General features: G+C 45.6%; 18 protein-coding genes and 5 tRNA genes. 4 read left to right on the plus strand and 19 right to left on the minus strand.

From position 1 onward, the window contains the following. Positions 1 to 99: 99 nt before the first annotated feature. The 11 genes from AC0YNT_RS02595 to AC0YNT_RS02645 all read right to left on the minus strand — a co-directional run bounded on the left by AC0YNT_RS02595 (position 100) and on the right by AC0YNT_RS02645 (position 7,976). Positions 100 to 1,188: a hypothetical protein gene (locus AC0YNT_RS02595; RefSeq protein ID WP_475803192.1), complete on the minus strand. Its 1,089-nt coding sequence runs from the start codon at positions 1,186 to 1,188 to the stop codon at positions 100 to 102. Between the two features lie 246 nt (positions 1,189 to 1,434). After that, a complete protein-coding gene (locus AC0YNT_RS02600; protein WP_475803193.1) occupies positions 1,435 to 2,916 on the minus strand; it encodes a hypothetical protein in 1,482 nt (493 codons plus the stop codon). Positions 2,917 to 3,270: 354 nt separating this feature from the next. Next, positions 3,271 to 4,401, minus strand: coding sequence for a TolB-like translocation protein (locus AC0YNT_RS02605; RefSeq protein WP_475803194.1), 1,131 nt, complete (start codon positions 4,399 to 4,401; stop codon positions 3,271 to 3,273). A 101-nt stretch (positions 4,402 to 4,502) separates the two neighbouring features. Continuing rightward, on the minus strand, positions 4,503 to 6,014 hold the full coding sequence (locus AC0YNT_RS02610) for a HAMP domain-containing sensor histidine kinase (protein ID WP_475803195.1): 1,512 nt from the start codon (positions 6,012 to 6,014) through the stop codon (positions 4,503 to 4,505). Continuing rightward, positions 6,011 to 6,703 carry a response regulator transcription factor gene (locus tag AC0YNT_RS02615; protein WP_475803196.1) on the minus strand — a complete coding sequence of 231 codons (693 nt, stop codon included), beginning with the start codon at positions 6,701 to 6,703 and terminating at the stop codon, positions 6,011 to 6,013. The genes AC0YNT_RS02610 and AC0YNT_RS02615 overlap by 4 nt, the downstream gene beginning before the upstream one ends. A gap of 104 nt (positions 6,704 to 6,807) precedes the next feature. Next, positions 6,808 to 6,892 (minus strand) — tRNA-Leu (locus AC0YNT_RS02620). A gap of 52 nt (positions 6,893 to 6,944) precedes the next feature. Beyond that, a tRNA-Lys gene (locus tag AC0YNT_RS02625) sits at positions 6,945 to 7,020 on the minus strand. 51 nt (positions 7,021 to 7,071) lie between these two features. After that, positions 7,072 to 7,146, minus strand: a tRNA-Glu gene (locus tag AC0YNT_RS02630). Between the two features lie 74 nt (positions 7,147 to 7,220). Then, positions 7,221 to 7,311 (minus strand) — tRNA-Ser (locus AC0YNT_RS02635). 1 nt (position 7,312) lies between these two features. Beyond that, a tRNA-Asn gene (locus AC0YNT_RS02640) sits at positions 7,313 to 7,388 on the minus strand. Between the two features lie 114 nt (positions 7,389 to 7,502). Further along, a complete protein-coding gene (locus AC0YNT_RS02645; protein WP_475803197.1) occupies positions 7,503 to 7,976 on the minus strand; it encodes a SprT family protein in 474 nt (157 codons plus the stop codon). 101 nt (positions 7,977 to 8,077) lie between these two features. On the opposite strand from AC0YNT_RS02645, the gene AC0YNT_RS02650 reads away from it, so the two are divergent. Further along, on the plus strand, positions 8,078 to 8,428 hold the full coding sequence (locus tag AC0YNT_RS02650) for a hydrolase/acyltransferase (RefSeq protein ID WP_475803198.1): 351 nt from the start codon (positions 8,078 to 8,080) through the stop codon (positions 8,426 to 8,428). Positions 8,429 to 8,505: 77 nt separating this feature from the next. Further along, positions 8,506 to 8,658 carry a cortex morphogenetic protein CmpA gene (gene cmpA / locus AC0YNT_RS02655; protein ID WP_167279456.1) on the plus strand — a complete coding sequence of 51 codons (153 nt, stop codon included), beginning with the start codon at positions 8,506 to 8,508 and terminating at the stop codon, positions 8,656 to 8,658. A gap of 55 nt (positions 8,659 to 8,713) precedes the next feature. Here cmpA and AC0YNT_RS02660 read toward each other — a convergent pair whose 3' ends face one another. The 6 genes from AC0YNT_RS02660 to uptA form a co-directional block, all read right to left on the minus strand. Beyond that, positions 8,714 to 9,358, minus strand: coding sequence for a nitroreductase family protein (locus AC0YNT_RS02660; RefSeq protein ID WP_475803199.1), 645 nt, complete (start codon positions 9,356 to 9,358; stop codon positions 8,714 to 8,716). A 255-nt stretch (positions 9,359 to 9,613) separates the two neighbouring features. Further along, positions 9,614 to 10,111: an Rrf2 family transcriptional regulator gene (locus AC0YNT_RS02665; protein WP_475803200.1), complete on the minus strand. Its 498-nt coding sequence runs from the start codon at positions 10,109 to 10,111 to the stop codon at positions 9,614 to 9,616. 75 nt (positions 10,112 to 10,186) lie between these two features. After that, positions 10,187 to 12,424: a Tex family protein gene (locus AC0YNT_RS02670; protein WP_475803201.1), complete on the minus strand. Its 2,238-nt coding sequence runs from the start codon at positions 12,422 to 12,424 to the stop codon at positions 10,187 to 10,189. A 142-nt stretch (positions 12,425 to 12,566) separates the two neighbouring features. Next, complete coding sequence (locus tag AC0YNT_RS02675) at positions 12,567 to 13,202, minus strand: MBL fold metallo-hydrolase (protein ID WP_475803202.1); 636 nt, start codon at positions 13,200 to 13,202, stop codon at positions 12,567 to 12,569. Between the two features lie 24 nt (positions 13,203 to 13,226). Next, on the minus strand, positions 13,227 to 13,793 hold the full coding sequence (locus AC0YNT_RS02680) for a thioredoxin family protein (RefSeq protein ID WP_475803203.1): 567 nt from the start codon (positions 13,791 to 13,793) through the stop codon (positions 13,227 to 13,229). A gap of 21 nt (positions 13,794 to 13,814) precedes the next feature. Continuing rightward, positions 13,815 to 14,423, minus strand: a complete 609-nt coding sequence (gene uptA / locus AC0YNT_RS02685) for an undecaprenyl phosphate transporter UptA (protein ID WP_475803204.1) — start codon at positions 14,421 to 14,423, stop codon at positions 13,815 to 13,817. Positions 14,424 to 14,622: 199 nt separating this feature from the next. Between uptA and AC0YNT_RS02690 the strand changes: the two genes are divergently transcribed. Both AC0YNT_RS02690 and AC0YNT_RS02695 read left to right on the plus strand, forming a co-directional pair. Further along, a complete protein-coding gene (locus tag AC0YNT_RS02690) occupies positions 14,623 to 15,069 on the plus strand; it encodes a cupredoxin domain-containing protein (RefSeq protein ID WP_475803205.1) in 447 nt (148 codons plus the stop codon). Between the two features lie 79 nt (positions 15,070 to 15,148). After that, complete coding sequence (locus AC0YNT_RS02695) at positions 15,149 to 15,460, plus strand: dehydrogenase (RefSeq protein WP_475803206.1); 312 nt, start codon at positions 15,149 to 15,151, stop codon at positions 15,458 to 15,460. 52 nt (positions 15,461 to 15,512) lie between these two features. Here AC0YNT_RS02695 and AC0YNT_RS02700 read toward each other — a convergent pair whose 3' ends face one another. Both AC0YNT_RS02700 and AC0YNT_RS02705 read right to left on the minus strand, forming a co-directional pair. Then, entirely contained in the window at positions 15,513 to 16,847 is a 1,335-nt protein-coding gene (locus tag AC0YNT_RS02700; protein WP_475803207.1) for a glycosyltransferase family 2 protein, read from the minus strand. A gap of 141 nt (positions 16,848 to 16,988) precedes the next feature. After that, positions 16,989 to 19,298: a YcdB/YcdC domain-containing protein gene (locus AC0YNT_RS02705; RefSeq protein ID WP_475803208.1), complete on the minus strand. Its 2,310-nt coding sequence runs from the start codon at positions 19,296 to 19,298 to the stop codon at positions 16,989 to 16,991. Positions 19,299 to 19,416 lie beyond the last annotated feature (118 nt).

Genomic DNA, 19,416 nt, shown 5'->3' on the forward strand with positions numbered 1-19,416 from the left:
ATTGCGGAACTTTCTCCATTATAGCCCTGCTTGATCCCTGGAACAAAATAAAAAACTCCCCGTACAGCACATAGGCTGGACAAGGAGCTGCTGTAATCCTTATTTCAACTTGCCCACACCAGTTGCGATTTGCTCAATTTGAGCATTTGTCAAAGCTTGATCCGCCGAGCTGATTGTTACATAGCGGTCGTCGATTTGGAAGGACAACATTGCCGTGTCACTTGGCTTAAACCATTTCGCTTTTACACCATTCGAAAGCGTTACACTCGTGCTGTCATATCCGAAGGAATAGTCACGCGGCGAGATTTGGACGGTCATATGTTTGAACCAGAAGATAACCGAATCTCCGCTTGCTACTTTTTGAAAAGCATCTCCTTTTGCCATTTGCATGGGAGCGTAAGCAGCTGTAAACCCATCAAACTTGGCATATTCCGCTTTAATTTCCTTCGTCTGTGCTGCCGTATACGTTACAGCAGTTAGATCCGTGTTTTGGGAAGCTCCCACTTTTGTTACGCTTACTACTGCTTTTTCCAGTTGGGATTTGCTCAGCTTCCCGCTCGGGGAGCTTACCGTTACAAAACGGTCATCCACTTTTACAGTCAGCATTTGTGTTTTGCCTTCTGTATACCATTTTGCTTTTGCTCCGTTTGATAAAGTCACCGTTGTACCGTCATATTCGTACGAGTAATCACGCGGCGATACATTTACCGTCATGTTCTTGAAGAGCAGGTTTACGCCATCTGCTGTTGCTGCTGCCTTTTGCAGGGCATCACCTTTGATCATCATTTGTGGAGCATAAGCCGTTTCGAATCCGTCGAAGCCAGCAAAAGCTTTCTTGATCTCGTCGAGCTGAGCTGCTGTATAGTTCGTCAATACCCACTGATCAGTTGTACTTGTACCAATATAGATCGTGTTCGTCTTGCTGTCATACTGGATTGGTGTATTCAACGCATTGGAAAGGGCGCGAACCGGCAGGTAAGTCGTGTCATGATACGTAATTGGTGCAAGCTTATTTCCGTTCTCATCTTTAGGAATATAAGTGCTGCCGTCAACTTTAAAGCCGATGCTGTAGTTCAAAAATGCACTGATCTTTTGCATATTCGTGCCGGCATATACCCCAGCCGCTCCTGAAAACGTCATCCCTGCGATCATCATCGTTGCAACAGTTCTTTTAACGTTTTTGTTCATTTTTATAATCTCCTTTAGAGTGAGTTTTTTGTATTTTTAACTTCTGAACCTTTTATCTCTTTAATTTCTTATAACCTGCATGCGCTTGTTTGAAGCTCCTTACTGACTTCAGTATATAGAGACGATATCTCTAAACCATTTCTGGCTTGTAACGAACCTGTAAACTCTGTAGTTGTATTTCAAAATCGCCTATACAAAAAAACTCCCCGTACAGCTGAAGAAGCTGAACGGGGAGTCCTTAAGAGCTTATTTCAATTTTGCTACGCCAGTTGCAACTTGCTCGATTTGAGCCTTTGTCAGGCTGTTATCAGCCGAGCTGATTGTCACATAACGGTCGTCAATTTGGAAAGTAAGCATCGCTGTATCACTTGGTGTAAACCATTTTGCTTTCACACCGTTTGGCAGCGTTACATTCGTGCTGTCATAACCAAACGAGTAGTCACGTGGTGAGATTTGAACGTTCATGTGCTTGAACAAGAAGTTCACAGAATCGCCGCTCGCTACTTTTTGGAACGCATCGTCTTTTACCATTTTTGTTGGAGCATAAGCGGCAGTGAAGCCGTCAAATTTCGCAAATTCTTCTTTAATCGCTTTTGTTTGAGCAGCCGAATACGTTACTGTTACCAGATCCGTTTGGACAGCGCCCACTTTTACAACGTTAACTGCTACTTTTTCTAGTTGAGCTTGAGTTAACTTCCCGTTCGGGGAGCTCAAAGTGACATAACGGTCATCCACTTTTACAGTCAGCATTTGAGTATCGCCTGGTTTATACCATTTTGCTTTTGCACCGTTCGATAACGTCACCGTTGTACCGTCATATTCAAAAGAGTAATCACGCGGCGATACGTTGACTGTCATGTTGTTGAAGAGCAGGTTCACACCGTCTGCAGTAGCCGCTGATTTTTGCAATGCATCACCATTTACGATCATTTGTGGTGCATATGGTACTTCGAATCCGTCAAAGTTGGCAAAAGCTTTTTTGAGCTCATCCAGTTGAGCTGCTGTATAGGTTACTTTTACTAGATCTGTTTGGATAGCGCCCACTTTCGTTACGCTTACTACTGCTTTTTCCAGTTGGGATTTGCTCAGCTTCCCGTTCGGGGAGCTTACCGTTACATAACGGTCATCCACTTTTACAGTCAGCATTTGCGTTTTGCCTTCTGTATACCATTTTGCCTTTGCTCCGTTCGATAACGTCACCGTTGTACCGTCATATTCGTACGAGTAATCACGGGGCGATACGTTGACTGTCATATCCTTAAAGAGCAGGTTTACACCATCTGCTGTTGTTGCTACCTTTTGCAGGGCATCGCCTTTGATCATCATTTGTGGAGCATAAGCTGTTTCGAATCCGTCGAAGCCAGCAAAAGCTTTCTTGATCTCGTCTAGCTGAGCTGCTGTATAGTTCGTCAATACCCACTGATCAGTTGTGCTTGTACCAATGTAAATCGTATTTGTCTTGCTGTCATACTGGATTGGTGTATTCAACGCATTGGAAAGGGCGCGAACCGGCAAGTAAGTCGTGTCATGATACGTAATTGGTGCAAGCTTATTTCCGTTCTCATCTTTAGGAATATAAGTGCTGCCGTCAATTTTAAAGCCGATGCTGTAGTTCAAAAATGCACTGATCTTTTGCATATTCGTGCCAGCATATACCCCAGCCGCTCCTGAAAACGTCATCCCTGCGATCATCATCGTTGCAACAGTTCTTTTAACGTTTTTGTTCATTTTTATAATCTCCTTTAGAATCGTTTTTTTTATGTTTTCTTCTAATTTCTAACCTTTTTATCTCTCTGATTTTTATAACCTGTTTGCACTTGTTTGAAGCTCCTTACTGACTTCAGTATATAAAGGCGATATCTCTAAACCATTTCCAGCTTGTAACGAACCTGTAAACATTTTGCCTCAACTTGTTTCTAATTCATTCGTTGCTCTCTCCTTCATTGCTTGTTGTTGTTCTTGTTGATAAACCTAGTATAGTAAGCCGATATCTCCAAAACATATCGGGCTTGTATCGAACCTGTAACGTTTATAGGGATAAAAATAAGATAAAAAAAGATCCGGATCAATTGATCCGGATCTTCACTTGAAATCAATAATATGTGTGACAGCTATACCGTTCTTATCCGACACCGTTACACCAAGACGTGTACCTGACGGATTCCAGCTTAGCGGATATTCAGGGAAATAACTTGGTCCGATTGGAGAAACCTTACCGGTTGCCGAATCAAAAATATAGACTCCGTTCATCCCGCTCTGATTCTCAGTATATAACGCCGCCGCAAGCTTCATCGAATCCGGTGACCACGCTATATAAGGGATCAAATCACCTTTTGCAATAGACAGCCCTTCCGCGCTTCCATTCGAATCAAATATACGCAGCTCACTGCCAGCCTTCCCGGCTTCCTTCTGAACTTCGACTGCAAGATGTTTGCCATCAGGCGATAGCTGGAATGTCATCACATTTTTGACCAGCACGGTTGGCTTCGGATCACCAGGTACGAATTGCTTCAAGGTCTGGTTGCTATCCGTGTAATAAATATGACCTTGGCCGGTTCCGAAGTTCGTAAATGGCTGTTCTCCCAGGTCTGGATCATCAAGCTTCAGCAGCGTCATGGTTCCATCGACCTTAATCTGACGGATATCACCAAGTCCGTTCATTGAACCTGCAGCGAGAATATAAGTTGTATTGTCCAGCCAGCCACCGCTCTCCAAATAGTTGCTGCCCGTTATTTCTGTCGTTTTTCCGGTGCTGACTTCTTTAATAAAGTTACGTGCCGTATATTTATCCTTCCACTGCTGGATGAAAACATATTTTCCGTCAGGCGAAGGCTGCTCCTTCTCGACCGTTTCAATCTTCTTCACAGGCTCAACGGCCGATTTCTGCTCGTTATTGCTCAAATCAATCTTCATCGTAGTGTATTCGTATTGAGCCTCCTCCGTAGCTGTAGCTTTCTTGACGATCTTGGTATACATGAGCTGTACCTGATCGTCAGACAGCCACTTCTCCATACTAGCTCCCTCGAACCTGTGAATGCTTTGCACCACAACATCCTGATTCGGTTTTGGCTTTGAGCCTTTAACGACCGTCAATTCCCCGTGTTTATTCGTGTTATTACCATTATTCGCAGGATCACCATTCTGAGTAGAGGAGCATGCTGCAAGAGCTGCTGCGAGCGACAGCACTGCGCCTAATTTTATGATCTTGTTCATCGCTAATCCTCCCGGACTTTATAACCAGTTTTTCTTAGTATAAAAGCCCCTTATGTCGAAAACATCTCTGAATTGTATCCAAGTTGTAACAACCTTATTATTTAGTTACCTACCGGATCGCCGGGCAAGGAAATAACGAATCGGGAGCCTTCGGGGCCAGATTCGGCCAGCTTGATGGAGCCATGCTGCTTCTCTGCCAGACTCTTTACCAAAGCGAGCCCAAGTCCAGTACCTCCGGTTTCGCGTGAACGATCATCACTAACCGTATAAAACGGATCAAAAATCTGACTCTGCAGCTCTTCAGGAATACCAATCCCGTTGTCCGCTACTTCGATGACAACTCGACGTTCGCCAGTCGCATCCGTCTCCGAACGGTTCGATAGCCGTACCCACCCTCCGGAACGATTATATTTCACCGCATTATCAAGCAGATTTGTGACCATATGCATAAGATTCTCCTGGTCCGCCCACACCTGGTCATCGATCAAATCGGAAGAAAGGGAAATACCTCGCTTTTCCGCTTTGATATGTAACCGTCCTAGAGCCTCTTCCAGCAGCGGCTTTACCTCGAATAAGGCAGCATTTGTCTCAAAATCGTAAATATCCATTGATGAGAGCTGAAGCGCCTTCTCGATAAGGGCATATAACCGTTCCGCTTCTTTGCTGATCTGGATACGAGCATTTTGCAGCAGAACTGGATCATCACTGTACATACCAAGCAGATCCGAATAAGCGAGAATCGAAGTTAACGGGGTTTTTAATTCATGGCTGATATTGCCGATAAATTGCTTCTGCTGCTGCTCAAGCTCCTGTAATCGCTGGATAGCGGTCAACAGCTTCTGCTTCTCTTCATTTAACTCGTTAACATAGGAAGAAATGCTGCCGCTCATATCATAAATCCCTTCTGACAGCTCTCCGATTTCATCCCGCCGACGGATAGGCGGCTTATCCAGATAACGGCCTTGACCGATCTCCCGGGCAGCCTGATTTAGTTTCCCAAGGATAAACACTTGCCGCCAAACGTATAAATATCCGAGCAGGAGGCCAACAGCCAATACGGCAGCACCTGTCCCGATAAACAAGTCACGGATATGACGGTAGAACATTTTTTGTTCTTGCAGCGAACCATGGAACTGTACACTGCCAAGAAATTGATCAGCATTATAAAGAGGTGCCAGGTACAAGACCTGATTACCTAGTGTAATGTATGCCGCTTGACCTTTGGCCGTATGAGCAAGTGCTTCCTTTACATCGGTCAGGGGCTGAACAGGCAGCGATGTCCCAGCAAACTCCCCAGCAGCACTATACAGCGTGACCGCGATGCCGCTTTGTCCACCAAGATCCACTGCCAGGCTTTGGCCATTTCGTTCCATAAATTCATCTGGCGATACCCGTTCCCCAGTCAAATACTCCTCACGTACCCGAAGATTCGCCGAATTCGCTAGTTGGGCGAAGTTTTGCTCCATCCTTCTTTGTTGATCCTCACGGATACCCGCAAGCACCAGCATACTCAGCAGCACCACAACAAAAGCGAGCAGCAAAGCGAGAAATAAGGTTATTTTCCCTTTCAGACCGATCCTCAACTTATGCCGGGAAACGGCGGATCGGGTCATGAGTTTGTCCTCGTGCTTTTATAACCGATACCATACACGGTCTGGATGTGTCCTTGCCAATCACCCAGCTTCTTGCGAAGCCGTTGAACATGAATATCTACCGTACGGGTTCCGCCAGCGAAATCCATCTCCCACACCTGCTCGAGCAGCGCCTCACGGGTATATACCCGATCAGGATGCTGGGCTAGCAGCGCCAGCAAATCAAACTCTTTTGGCGTCAAATCAAGCAGTTGTCCATCAATTTTAACCGTGCGGCTGAGCAGTTCGATCAATATCCCGCCAAGCTCGATCCGCCCCTCTTTGCTCGAAGCCGGATCCGGCGTTTCAATCTGGCGCCTTCTGTACAGCGCCTTTACCCGTGCGACCACTTCCCGGATATCAAACGGCTTCGTCATATAATCGTCGGCTCCAAGCTCAAGCCCAAGCACCTTATCTACAATATCGTTCTTAACCGTAAGCAGCATAACTGCTGGTCTGTTATTCTCGTCAAGCTTTCGGCACACTTCGTAGCCATTCATCTTTGGCATCATCACATCAAGCACCATTACATCTGGCTTGAATACTGCTGCCTTTTCCAGTGCTTCCAAGCCATCTCCGGCCGTCTCCACTATATATCCTTCACGCTGCAGCGCATAAGCAATCGCGCTGGAGATACTAACTTCATCATCTACAACCAGCACTTTGATCATGCCGTGTTCACTCCTCGTCCGTATTACTATGTATTCTTTTCATTATAACAAAAACAAAACAAAAAAAAGCCCTTGCTGCGCAAGGACTTGTTGGTTTTAAGATATGGTGCGGTAGACAGGATTTGAACCTGCACGTCCATGGGACACTACCCCCTCAAGATAGCGTGTCTGCCGTTCCACCACTACCGCACATTTTAAATTGTTTTCCTTCATACCACATCACTTCGAGGGAAGAAGTAAATGGTGAGCCATGAAGGACTCGAACCTTCGACACCCTGATTAAAAGTCAGGTGCTCTACCAACTGAGCTAATGGCTCTCATGTTGTAAAACGCACTCTTGAGAGCTTGCTTCACTCATTGAGGAAAATTGGTGACCCGTAGGGGACTCGAACCCCTGTTACCTCCGTGAAAGGGAGGTGTCTTAACCACTTGACCAACGGGCCTTATTTGTTTCTTGTTTCTTGTTTCTTGTTTCTATCGTCATCTCTCTCGAGCGACTTGTCCACCAAGAAAAATATGGCGGAGAGAGAGGGATTCGAACCCTCGCACCACTTACGCAGTCTAACCCCTTAGCAGAGGGTCCCCTTGAGCCACTTGGGTATCTCTCCATGGCTCCCCGAACAGGACTCGAACCTGTGACAACTCGATTAACAGTCGAGTGCTCTACCAACTGAGCTATCAGGGAATACATCCATCAATTGCTGCTAATTTACTTACTTTTGACTTGCTTTTTTCTTTCGTTTCAACCGCTTGTTTACCGCGGCGACAAGTAATAATATATCATGGTCATTTCAGAAGGTCAAGCGTTTTTTAAAAAAAGTTTTCCGCGACATTTTCCACATACATAACGGGCAGGATCAAGCCTTCTTTTACGCGGATATTCCGTACCACAGTTCTGGCAGACAAGCATGTATTTATAAGGCGTAGGCGCCTTTGCCGCACGTTCCGGAAGTGAGTTGCAATAACGGGATCCGCCAACATAAGCGAGCAGTTTTTTGAAATCCTCATCCCGATGCTGATACCCTCTCTTCATAATATGGAGATGATAATGGCACAGCTCATGCTTAATAATTTTTTCGGTTTCTTCAACACCAAACGCAGCTAGCTGATGTGGACTTATCTCAATATGATGTGACTTCGTAAAGTAACGGCCGCCTGTAGCCTTCAGCCTGCCGTTGAACGTCGCCAGATGTTTGAATGGTCGTCCAAAGCTTTCGAGCGATACACGCTCTACCCAGTGCTGCAGCTCTTCATTATTCATTGTTATCGTCATAGTATTCTCCCCCACTACTTGAATTTTAAAGCGATCATAGGCTACACTGTCAAGTAGCAATCATTATAGAACGTGTCTTACGAGGGGAGTTTAATTACACTATGCCTACTATGCGTTATGTCCTTATGAACAGCGGCAGCAACATCTTCTTTGTTGAAATGCCGGAATCTCATGCTTATCAGCTCAGCGCGCTTAATCTGCGTCTTCATAAAGAGATCGACAAGCTGACTGCTGATCATGTACCTCAACTGCCGTACGCTGTCGCAGAATGCGATAATGTAGAGCTGCACGACAGCTCGATCCGGATCGCATCCGGTCTTGATTACATTAATGAACTGGAACGTGATTTTGCAGCTGTGAAGGAATCGGCTTACCCGCTGATTGCCCTGCTTACTGAGATCCGCGCGCTGCAAGCTCAGCTTGAGCAGTGGTACGAGGAAGAAGAAGTCTAAAATAGGACCTGCACGGACATTCGCCCTTCCCCATATCGTATTAGTACATCAGGTATGGCCGGAAGGAGAAGATACGAATGCCACAATGGCTCTGCAATCAAATGATGCGTGCGTTTCAAAAGAAAGATCTAAGGCAGATTAAACTGCTGAATGAATGCTGGTATTTTTATCGCAGCAAACAAACGACGAAAACAGAGGACGGCGACCGTCCCGAAATAACGCTTCACTAATTCAACGAAAAACTCCCGCAGCTAACAGCTCCGCGGGAGTTTTTGCATTTATTTATTATTTCACGCCGTTCCAGAACGTGATCTCTTCCAATGGAAGACGTACGGTTGGACGGCCTTCTTCTTTTGCTTTGCCGATTGGCAGCACGAGAAGCGGCAGGTAACGCTCTGGAATTTCAAAGAAAGCTCTCAGCTTATCACGGTCGTATCCACCCATTGGCACAGTATCATAACCTTTGGATTTTGCAGCAAGCATGATTTGCATCGTTACAAGACCAGCGTCAAACGCAACGATTTCAGTTACACGTTCCTTCGGAATCGTAGGGAACAGCTTCGTGTAGTGATCTGTGAAGCGCTCAGCAATCTCCTCCGTCATATAGCCAGCCTTAACAGCTGCTTCGTTAATCTCGCCAAGCTTTGTATAGAATTCCAGGTCGCCAAGAATTACTACAACTGCAGAGGCATCAACAACTTGCTGCTGGTTATTGGAGATCGGCAGCAATTGCTCCTTCAAGCTCTGATCCGTTACAACGAGGAAACGCCAGGATTGTGTATTAGCAGAAGATGGTGCTTTTGTTGCCAGTTCCAAAATTTCTTTAATTTCTTCATCTGAGATTTTGAACGACGGATCATAATGACGAACAGAACGACGGGATGTCAATACTTCAGTAAATTCCGTTCCAACTTTTGTTTCAATAGCCATTGTCGGTTCCCTCCAAATTTGGTTATCTGTGTTACAGATTGCTCAGTTAAAATCATAAAAAGGCATATAGGACATTGACTGTGATGAATCATTCACAGTATTAACTGCGTATAATTATACACAGTTATAAGCAAACTTATATGCCGATTTCGCCGCTGTAGGTACGCCCGAATCTGTAACAGTTTTGATAACAGTATAAAATTAAGACGGCGGAAAGTCAACTGGGTCAGTGTGACTATTTTTCCGCCGCCAATGTTAATTATTCAAATCCATTCGTTTCAACGTACAGATCCGTTCAGAAAGCTGGGCAATTGTAACTTGCCCCAGCACTTCGATCGTTCTACGTTCCACCTCATCAGTTATCTCCATAAAAGCAACCCGCATTTCCTGACCGAAGTCATGGATACCGGTTGTGTCGAGCATTCCGCTGCATAAAGGCTCCCCTACACGCAAAGCCAAATAAACGTCAGCAAGCGTAATGGTCTCCGGAGTACGCTTTAAGCGATAGCCTCCATCTCTACCCTCTCTTGTCTCAAGCAATTGCTCACGAGCCAGCTTGGCAAGAACTCGGCGAAGCATCGTAGCTTCCGATTTCAAATGCCCAGCGAGCTCAGCGCTTGTGCATGCATTTGGTTTGCGTGATAATACAACAAGTGCTTGCAGAGATAAACCAAACCATTTGTGATTGGGTGCACTGCTGCATCGCTCGGGCTGTTTATCTGATTGATTGTCAGGCTGAATAATGATGTTCATCCTCTCCTTCCCAAGTAGGATCTTAGAGGCTCATCTGTATTATAGTGTTGGTCCTTAAGGCCAGCAAGCACGAAATTATGCCTGTTTGCGCATCGTGAGTGAAACTCTGCCCTTTTTCAGATCAACGCCAAGCACCCATACGGTGACATTGTCGCCTACAGAAACGACATCCATCGGATGCTTCACGAATTTGTCGCTCAATTGCGAGATATGGACAAGACCGTCATTCTTAATGCCGATATCGATAAAGGCGCCAAAGTCGATAACGTTCCGTACTGTGCCATGCAATTCCATTCCTGGTGTAAGATCTTCAATATTCAATACATCCGTATGGAAAATTGGCGGCGGCAGTTCTTCGCGCGGATCACGCCCCGGACGAAGCAAGCTCTCGATAATATCCTTCAGTGTTGGCACACCAACGCCAAGCACAGCTGCAATCTCGACTGGATCAATACCAGACAACTTTTCTTTCAGCTCATCGGTGCCAATCTGATTCAGCTTGAGACCAAGCTGACCAAATAGCTTATCTACAACATCATACGATTCTGGATGAATTGGCGTACGGTCCAATTGATTAGCCGCTTCAGGAATTCGCAGGAAGCCTATACATTGCTCATAAGATTTGGCGCCAAGCCGCGGTACCTTCTGCAGCTGGCCGCGCTTCGCGAACCGGCCGTTCTCTTCACGATACTTGACGATGTTTTTGGCAATTGTAGCATTTATCCCCGCCACGTAAGAAAGCAATGAAGCAGAAGCGGTATTCACATCGACACCAACATGGTTAACCGCCGACTCAACAACACCGCCAAGACTTTCGTCGAGACGCTTCTGGCTAACATCATGCTGGTATTGCCCAACGCCGATAGCTTTAGGCTCAATCTTCACCAGCTCAGCCAGCGGATCCTGCAGACGGCGTGCAATGGAGACGGCGCTGCGTTCTGCAACGTCCAAATCCGGGAATTCCTCAGCAGCCAGCTTCGATGCAGAATAGACACTTGCTCCTGCTTCACTGACAATAATATATTTCAATTCGGCAGCTCTGGTACGCTTGCGGATTAATTCGGCGATAAACTGCTCCGTTTCGCGGGAGGCCGTTCCATTACCGATTACGATCAAAGTGACACCATAGCGGTCAATCATACCGTTAATCGTCCGTTCAGCTTCCGCTACTTTATTGTTGGGAGGCGTCGGGTAGGTAACGGCTACTTCCATTAGTTTGCCGGTATCATCAATAACCGCAAGCTTGCAGCCTGTCCGATAAGCCGGATCGACGCCAAGAACTACATTGCCCCGAACAGGCGGTTGAAGCAGAAGATTGCGCAAATTCTCCGAGAAGATCGAGATCGCATGCTCTTCCGCCTTCTCAGTCAGCTCTCCGCGCACTTCTCGTTCAATGGATGGAGCGATGAGCCGTTTGTAGGCATCCTCAATCACATTAACTAGAACATCTCGAACGCTAGGAGCTGTTTGCTGACGCAGAACCTTGCGTTGAATAAACTCATGAATCCGATCAGACGTCAGATCAAACGTGACGCGCAGTACATCTTCCCGCTCCCCGCGGTTAATCGCTAAAACGCGATGAGGCGGCAGCTTACGTACTGGCTCCTGATAATTGTAATACATTTCGTATACGGATTCCGTCTCAGCATTCTTCACTTCGGTACGAAGCAATGCTTGATCAAATGTATGCTTTCGTACCCAGGCACGGATGGCTGCATCATCGGCAATATTTTCAGCCAAAATATCCATTGCACCTTGAAGTGCTTCTTCTGCTGAAGCAACTCCTTTATCTGCATCTATGTATTTAGCGGCCTCTGCAAGCGGCTCTCCTTGACGTGGTTGTGCCCACAGCCACAGAGCAAGCGGTTCTAACCCGCGTTCCTTCGCCACGCTGGCGCGTGTTTTCCGTTTTTGCCGGTAAGGGCGGTACAAATCCTCAATTTCCTGCAGCTTGCCTGCCGTTTGGATCGAAGCGCGAAGCTCGTCCGTCAATTTGCCCTGTTCATCAATCAGACGAATAACTTCCCGTTTGCGATCTTCCAAATTACGCATATATTGCAGCCGCTCTTCGATAGCCCGGAGATCATTCTCATCAAGCTCACCAGTCATCTCTTTTCGATACCGGGCGATAAACGGAATGGTGTTCCCTTCATCAAGTAAAGATACTGCTGCTTTCACCTTCGTAATAGGGATGGACAGCTGTGATGCCATTCCTTTAATAATCTGTTCGTTCTCAGTAGCAATCTGCTCGGGTGTCCGTTTGCCTGTGCTTGCAGCTTCCTCTTCCACTTGCTTCACTTTGATATCCGCCAAACAACTGCACGTCCTTTCAAGTTCTTTTATGAAAAAAGACCATAACTACATTGTCTCAGATTTGAAACCGCTTTTCCATATTTGTGGAGATGAAATAAAAAGAACCGTCGGTATCATCACCAACGGTCCTGATTTGAAGTTCTTATCTTACATAAGGATTATTCGCCATTTCGAATCCGATTGTTGTCTTTGGTCCATGTCCTGAGTATACCGTAACCTCGGGCGGAAGCTTATACAGCTTCGTCTTGATTGAGTCAAACAAATCCCGTTCACGGCCGCCTGGAAGATCGGTCCGCCCGATAGATTGTTTAAACAAGACATCTCCAGAGAACAGGTCAGTGCCGCAAAGGAAGCTTACGCTGCCCGGTGAGTGACCTGGGGTATGCATCACTTTAAACGTTTGGCCGATGAAGTTCAGCGTCTGGCCTTCATCCAATGCATATTCAGCTGGACTTGTTGTTAATGGCGGTGTTACATCCGACCAGCGGAGCGAGCCGTTCTTCTTCGCATCCGTCAGCCAGTCCGCTTCAAGATCATGAATGTACACCGGGCATCCTGCTGCTGTGCGTACTTCTTCCACACCGCCCATATGGTCAAAATGAGCATGGGTCAGTAAAATTGCTTCAATCTTCACATTGGCGATCCGATCGAGGAGTCGTTTTGGATTCATGCCTGGATCAATAACAATTCCGCGTTCCTCGCCTGTCTGTTCATTTTTCTCCGTCAATAAATAAGCGTTCGTCTGTATCGGACCAAGTGTAAACATCTCTATACGCATTCTTGTAAACCCCAATCTGATGATTTATACCGATTCAATCAAGGCACGCAGCTCTTGAACAACTAAAGCTTGATAACCTGTTCCCTCGCCGTAACGACGCATAATTTCTTGTCTTGTCGCGGTAAGATTCTCCTGATAATCTACTGCTTCGCGATCAGGATTTGCCTTTTTGAAGTTAACCATCGGCTCTTGGATGTATGTAGGTCTTGGCCCCCATGTGCCATGCACATTTCCTTCGGCATCTGCTACAATGACAACCGGCACGGAGCGACCGCCCATCGTGAGGAATTGATCCATCGTGTCGAGATTTTCTTCCATAATGAGAACCTCTGTTGGAACATTACCCGCTTCAAGTGCACGGAATACAACAGGAATATTGCGTACAACGTCACCACACCAGTCAGCCATCAGAATAAGGACACGCAAATCATTACGGCCTTTCAGTGATTCGAAAAATTCACGGTCGCCATTATCCGCCCATTCAAACTTATCATACCAGCCTTGGAAGGCTTCCTTATTCTTCGTCATACCTTCAATAAATTGCTGCGGACTAATACCTTTGTTTACTTTATCTGCAACGCTTCTGCTCATGTTCATCCCTCTTCCTCTGTGTTATACGGATTTCCCTTTGGAGCGAATAAACTTGTAGACGACGTACACAATCAACAGGGCAATAGCAATCAAGATAGCCGGCTGTACATATTGAGCTGCTTTATCGTCGATATCTTCCCAGTTCTCTCCTAATGTTTTACCCAAATGAACAAATAAAATCGTCCATGGAATCGACGCAAGCGCCGTCAGCAGTGTAAAAAGGGAGAACGACATCTTCGCCATACCAGCTGGAACGGAAATAACTTGACGCATCACCGGTATAAAACGAGCCGTAAACACAATACCCGCTCCATATTTCTTAAACCAGTTTTCTGCAATATCCACATGCTTCATCTTAATCTTAATGTACTTCCCGTATTTCTCCACTAGCGGACGGCCGCCGAATCGTCCAATACCATACAAGATCCAGTTTTGCGCGACCGCGCCTATTACACCAAAGATTATAGCACCAAAGTAAGATATTTCACCTTTTGATACTAAATATCCGCCATAGCCCAATACAATTTCACTCGGAATAACCTCTATCATTAATCCAATTAATATGCCGAAATAACCAAGACTTTCAATCCATAACAGAATCTCGTGTAACAGATCCGAAATCCAACCCAACTACATCATTCCTTCCATCCTAAATAATAGCAATTGACTGTATTCTACCATACGAAGTGGATGAGCATCCACCCGACTGGAGTCGGGCATATCCGTGAAAGCGCATTAGGCCCAGCAGTCATGTACGGACAAGCCCGAGCATACACTAGCAACATCTTCGAATCTACTCCCGCTTAAATATAGAAGAGGAGGAATTCTTATGTCTCGTGTATTCATCATTCATAAAAAGCATGTTCAGCTGTTTGTGTTCGTGACTCTTATCATTCTGATGGCTGCCGTCTATCTAAGCTGGGAACGAACACGTACCGCAAGTGGTCAGCCAACAGAGGTGCAGACCATCAAGCTTGTAACCGGCGAGTTCAGTTCGACGACAGAGGACGGCAAGAAGCTGGAGGTCTACCGCTGGGATCCTGGCACAATCAGCCTGCGCAAAGGCGAACCGGTTGAGCTCCAAATCAGCGGCGTAAATGGCAGCAGTCATCCCTTCATCATCGAGGGCCTTGATATTAAAGGAGAAGTGAAAAAAGGGCAAACAACGGTTATCCGATTTACACCCGAGCGGGCTGGCACCTATCCCATTATATGCCTCGTCCATACCGATATGAATAATGGCGGTCCAATGGTCGGCTACATCGAAGTCCATTAACAAACGGTAATACGTATTTCTTCTGTGACCGTCTCATTCTCAGACGCATATTTATGGGTTAGAGAGGAGTCGGTTCACCATGAAGTCACCCGCCCAGAAACATACGACCGGCCTGCCGTCCGCACGAAAAATCCGCCGCGCCTGCAGCAATGAACTATATCGAACCGTCAAACGGTTAAAGGTATATGTGCCGAAGGAGAAGATGGATCAGGCCGAGACCTTGTACTACAAAAAGGTTATTCTAAACCTGCTTTATATTGCGGAGAATGAGAAAAACCGCAAAGTGTTGTCCGATTGGTGGGACGAAAACGTCAGCGAGGAGATCGCTGAGTTGTGGGAGGTCGACCCTACCCAGCTACGTCGGGCGTTCAGAGATGCGTTCGGCGGATAAATAAATACCACGAAAAAGCTGCCGAGCTCGGCAGCTTTTTGCTTGCAGATTCTTATCTCCATATACGCTTAAGCTTTAATAGCTCCTGAAGGTATCCATATATGGAAACAGGACTCATAATAATCTGATAAATGATAATGAATAAAATAAAGCCCGTGTTGTTCCTTCTCACTTTTAGATCCAATGCTCGAAAGACCGACTTCTGATAACGGTACAGAATCATATAACTTAATATAGTAATCGGCAGTACAAGAAGGGTCAAAGGTCCAGCAATCCAATAAACGCCAAATAAAGCCAAAACCAATCCCGGCAGCCAAAAGAACGTATAGGCAGCGTCCACATAAGGCAAGATCAGATTAACGCCAGTTAAATATTTGCCGTACATGCGCGGCTGCTGCCAAGGCTTGACGGCTTTCAGTCCCTCAATCATTCCTCTCGCCCAACGGCTTCGCTGTATGCTGAAGGATTTGAAGGATGCGGGGACGCTTGTAAACGCAACAGATAATGGCTCAAAGAACACACGAAAGCCCTTCTTCATAAACTTCCACGTCAGTACGATATCCTCACCAATGACATCATCCCAGCCGCCAATTTCCTGTACAACCTTAGTTCTATAAAGACTAAATGCCCCTTGGGCAACAAGTGTTTGCTGATACATCCCCTGAAGACGTTTTACAGAGGCTATGGCAAGAAAGTAATCCCACTCCTGAATTTTGGTCCATATATTCTGACGGCTGTTGCGGACAAGTATTGCCCCAGCAACTGCACATACGTCTTCCGGTGCACTCATCATCCTGCAGACGATAAATCGAATCGCCGAGGTGTGAAGCAAAGTATCCGCATCCAAGGTAATCATTAGCTCTGTTTCAACGTACGATAGGGCCGTATTCAGGGCGTAGTTCTTCCCTGCTTTCTTTTCCGTAACAACTTGCATGAAAAGTCCCAGTTCCTTCGCCACCTGATCAGCAGCCTCAACCGTATCATCTGTACAATTATTATCGATGAGTATGATCCGAATATCACCTTCATAATCCTGCTTGGACAGCTGCCTTAGGGTGTCACCGATATTCTTCTCTTCATTCCATGCAGCAATTAGAACAGTTACCGGTTGTTTGGGATACTCCACCTTAAACTCTGGCTGTCTGTCCATGAGCAGACTGCCTAACATAAAGCTGATCAAATAACCGGGAATATAAGCTATACCCGTTATAATCAATATGGCTCCTGGCAATGTGACGACATGTCCAAGCGATACGATCCAGGGTCGAGAAATATAAATTGAAAAAAGCAGCCAAACTAATGCGAAGCAATGACCTATTATAAATTTATATTTAATTGGCACATAAAATTTTGGACTAGACAGTTTGCTCTTGTTGTAAGCCTTCATTTTGTTATCACATCCAATGAATTAACTCTAGCAAAAAGCTCGGATTAATACATTAGAACTATATGGAACGCAATATAAAAGCCCCAAATAAAAAAACGAACAGCTCGTGTAAGCTGTTCGTTTTCGGATCTACTACAAAAGTTAATAGTAGTTGTTCATGATTGGTGAATCGACTTTATTCTGCAAGGAGGCAAGCCTTAAAAGAACCGTGCTGATCTGTGCTTTGGTCACTGGTGCATCAGGATTAAACTTTCCGTTATCTGTTGTCAGCAAGCCAAGCTTAATGGCAATAGTTGCTGCTCCTTTATTCTTAATTTGAGCAGCATCCTTCAATTTTGTCACATCCGTATCGTTCGCCATAAATTCAGACAACTTTTCATATTTAAGCAGCTTTGTGAGCCATACTGCCAAATTGCCGCGGGTCAAAGCCTGCTCAGGATGCAGCTTTTGAGTTGGGGAAGCTTGCAGGAAGCCTCTTTGCACCAAATAATCCACGGCATTCGCATATTCACTGTCGAGCGGAATATCGGCAAAGCGCTGTTTTTCCGGTGTATTATAATACTGACCTGCTACAAAGCTGGCGAGCAGAATATTAACCCAATCCCCGGTATTAACCGTTTGGTCCGGATGGATGAGTCCATCGGATTCCGGTTTGATAATGCCATAATTGAACATAGTCTCGAGCGATTTGGAAGCCCAATGTTTCTTCGCGTCTGCTGGCAGCTCGCCCTTCTCTTCAGGCATACCAAGGAAATTATACTGCTGCTCCAGCTTGCCGCTAATCGCATTTACAAAGATGCTTATGTTGTTCTCGAAATCTTTTAATACAGGTGAATAAACAAGTTTCACTTGCTGTTCCTGAAGCTTGCCAGCAACATAATTGCCGCCGATTGTCACATACTGCAGCTCGGCACTAAGCGCATCACGATACACCTTGAGTGCTTCTTCCTCCGTAACCTTGGCGGTTAAGGAATCAAGTTTACCAAGCGTATCCTCTGGAGTTGTCGTAGAATAATACTGCTGCAAATTACCTTTACCATCGAGGTTAATCTGAACGGTCGACGGCTGGATTGGCTTATCTTTATAGAACTGCTGGAACAAGTAAGTATAAGCAATATCAGGACCGTATGAAAAATTGCCCGGACGCTCAATCAGCTTCAAATCGCCTGATGCGTTCGGATAAAGCTTCGTAACCAGATCTTGTGCTTTGGCTTTGGCTTCCGATTCTGTAATAGAAGACTGTGCTGCTTTCTCTGCTTCATCTCCAGAGGATCCATCAGACGAATAAGAATAGGTGAAAAACTGAATGAGCCGCCCAGTTGCAGCATCTACTTCCGCATGGATTTGTTCGCCGCCAAACGGATCTCCAGATGAGATATTCCAAACCTTATGACCATTCCGATCACTGCTAATTGAGCCTTGTTCTTCCGATAACTTTCGTCCCGAAGCGGCAGCCACAACGGCTACTGCCTCTTCCTTAGTCAGTTCCTCTCCTTTATGCGGCTGGAACGGTGCTGCAGTCGAAGAAATGGTGGAGTAGCCAACTTCCGGAAGGGAATCTACAGCCTGACCATTATCGTCAAGATATTTTCCTGATTTCGCATCAATTAAGCCAGTTCCGCTTATTGCAATATAGCCAAGACGGTAGTCTGATGCCTTGAGCGGAGAGTTGTAATAATCGGAATTCGGGATATAAGCTAACTGAAGCTTAATATTCTTTTTCATTTTTTCACCTGCCTCTGCCGCCGTCAGAGTCGTGTCAGGAGAAGGATAGTTCTTATTTGTGCTGGACCCGTAGTAATTCGTGACATTACCGTTACCGTCAACCGTTACTTGAATTTGACTGTTCGACGTTGGAATGCCATTCACTTGCATCTGATAAATAAAGGTATATTGTACCGGCCCAAACAAGGCTTGTGGATAATTGCTTTCCGTTGGCAAGAGCTCCAGCTTATCAGCCTTAATGGACGGCGCAGCGACTGTGATGAATTGCTTAGCAATCTTCTCCGCATCGTCCTTAGTCACTTTTGCCGGATAATAAGCGTATTCCTGATCAATTGGATAAAAATATGTAAGAATATCTCCTGTTATCGCATCAATGCTGGTACTAAAACCATGTGTCCCGTTGTCTACAGCTACACTCCATTCGATTGTCCAAATCATCTCATTGCTTGGCGGATACTGATTTTGGTTCCCGAGTTGAACACTAACCGCTTCAGCATCCTTAAATTCAGGGAACAGCTTTCTAAACTTTTCGACGGCCTCATCTTTCGAGATTTTCGCCAGGCTCTCATCCAATACTCCCACAGTAGATGAAGATGCCTCGCCAGATGCAACCGCTATACTTGTTACAGAATTTGCTGCATGGACAAGTCCACCAAACAATGGGACCTGGAGCAAACTTAGCGATAGTGCCGTTGCCAATGCCTTACCTTTGAAAGAACGTTTCATTACTTCTCCTCGCCTTCTCTCTAAATCTTGAACAACTTCCAAAATCATACACTTAACAATAAACGATGAACATGGTAGAAAAGTTTCATTTTTTTCCAAATAATTGATGATGTTCAAT

Source organism: Paenibacillus sp. J22R56 (genome assembly GCF_056269375.1).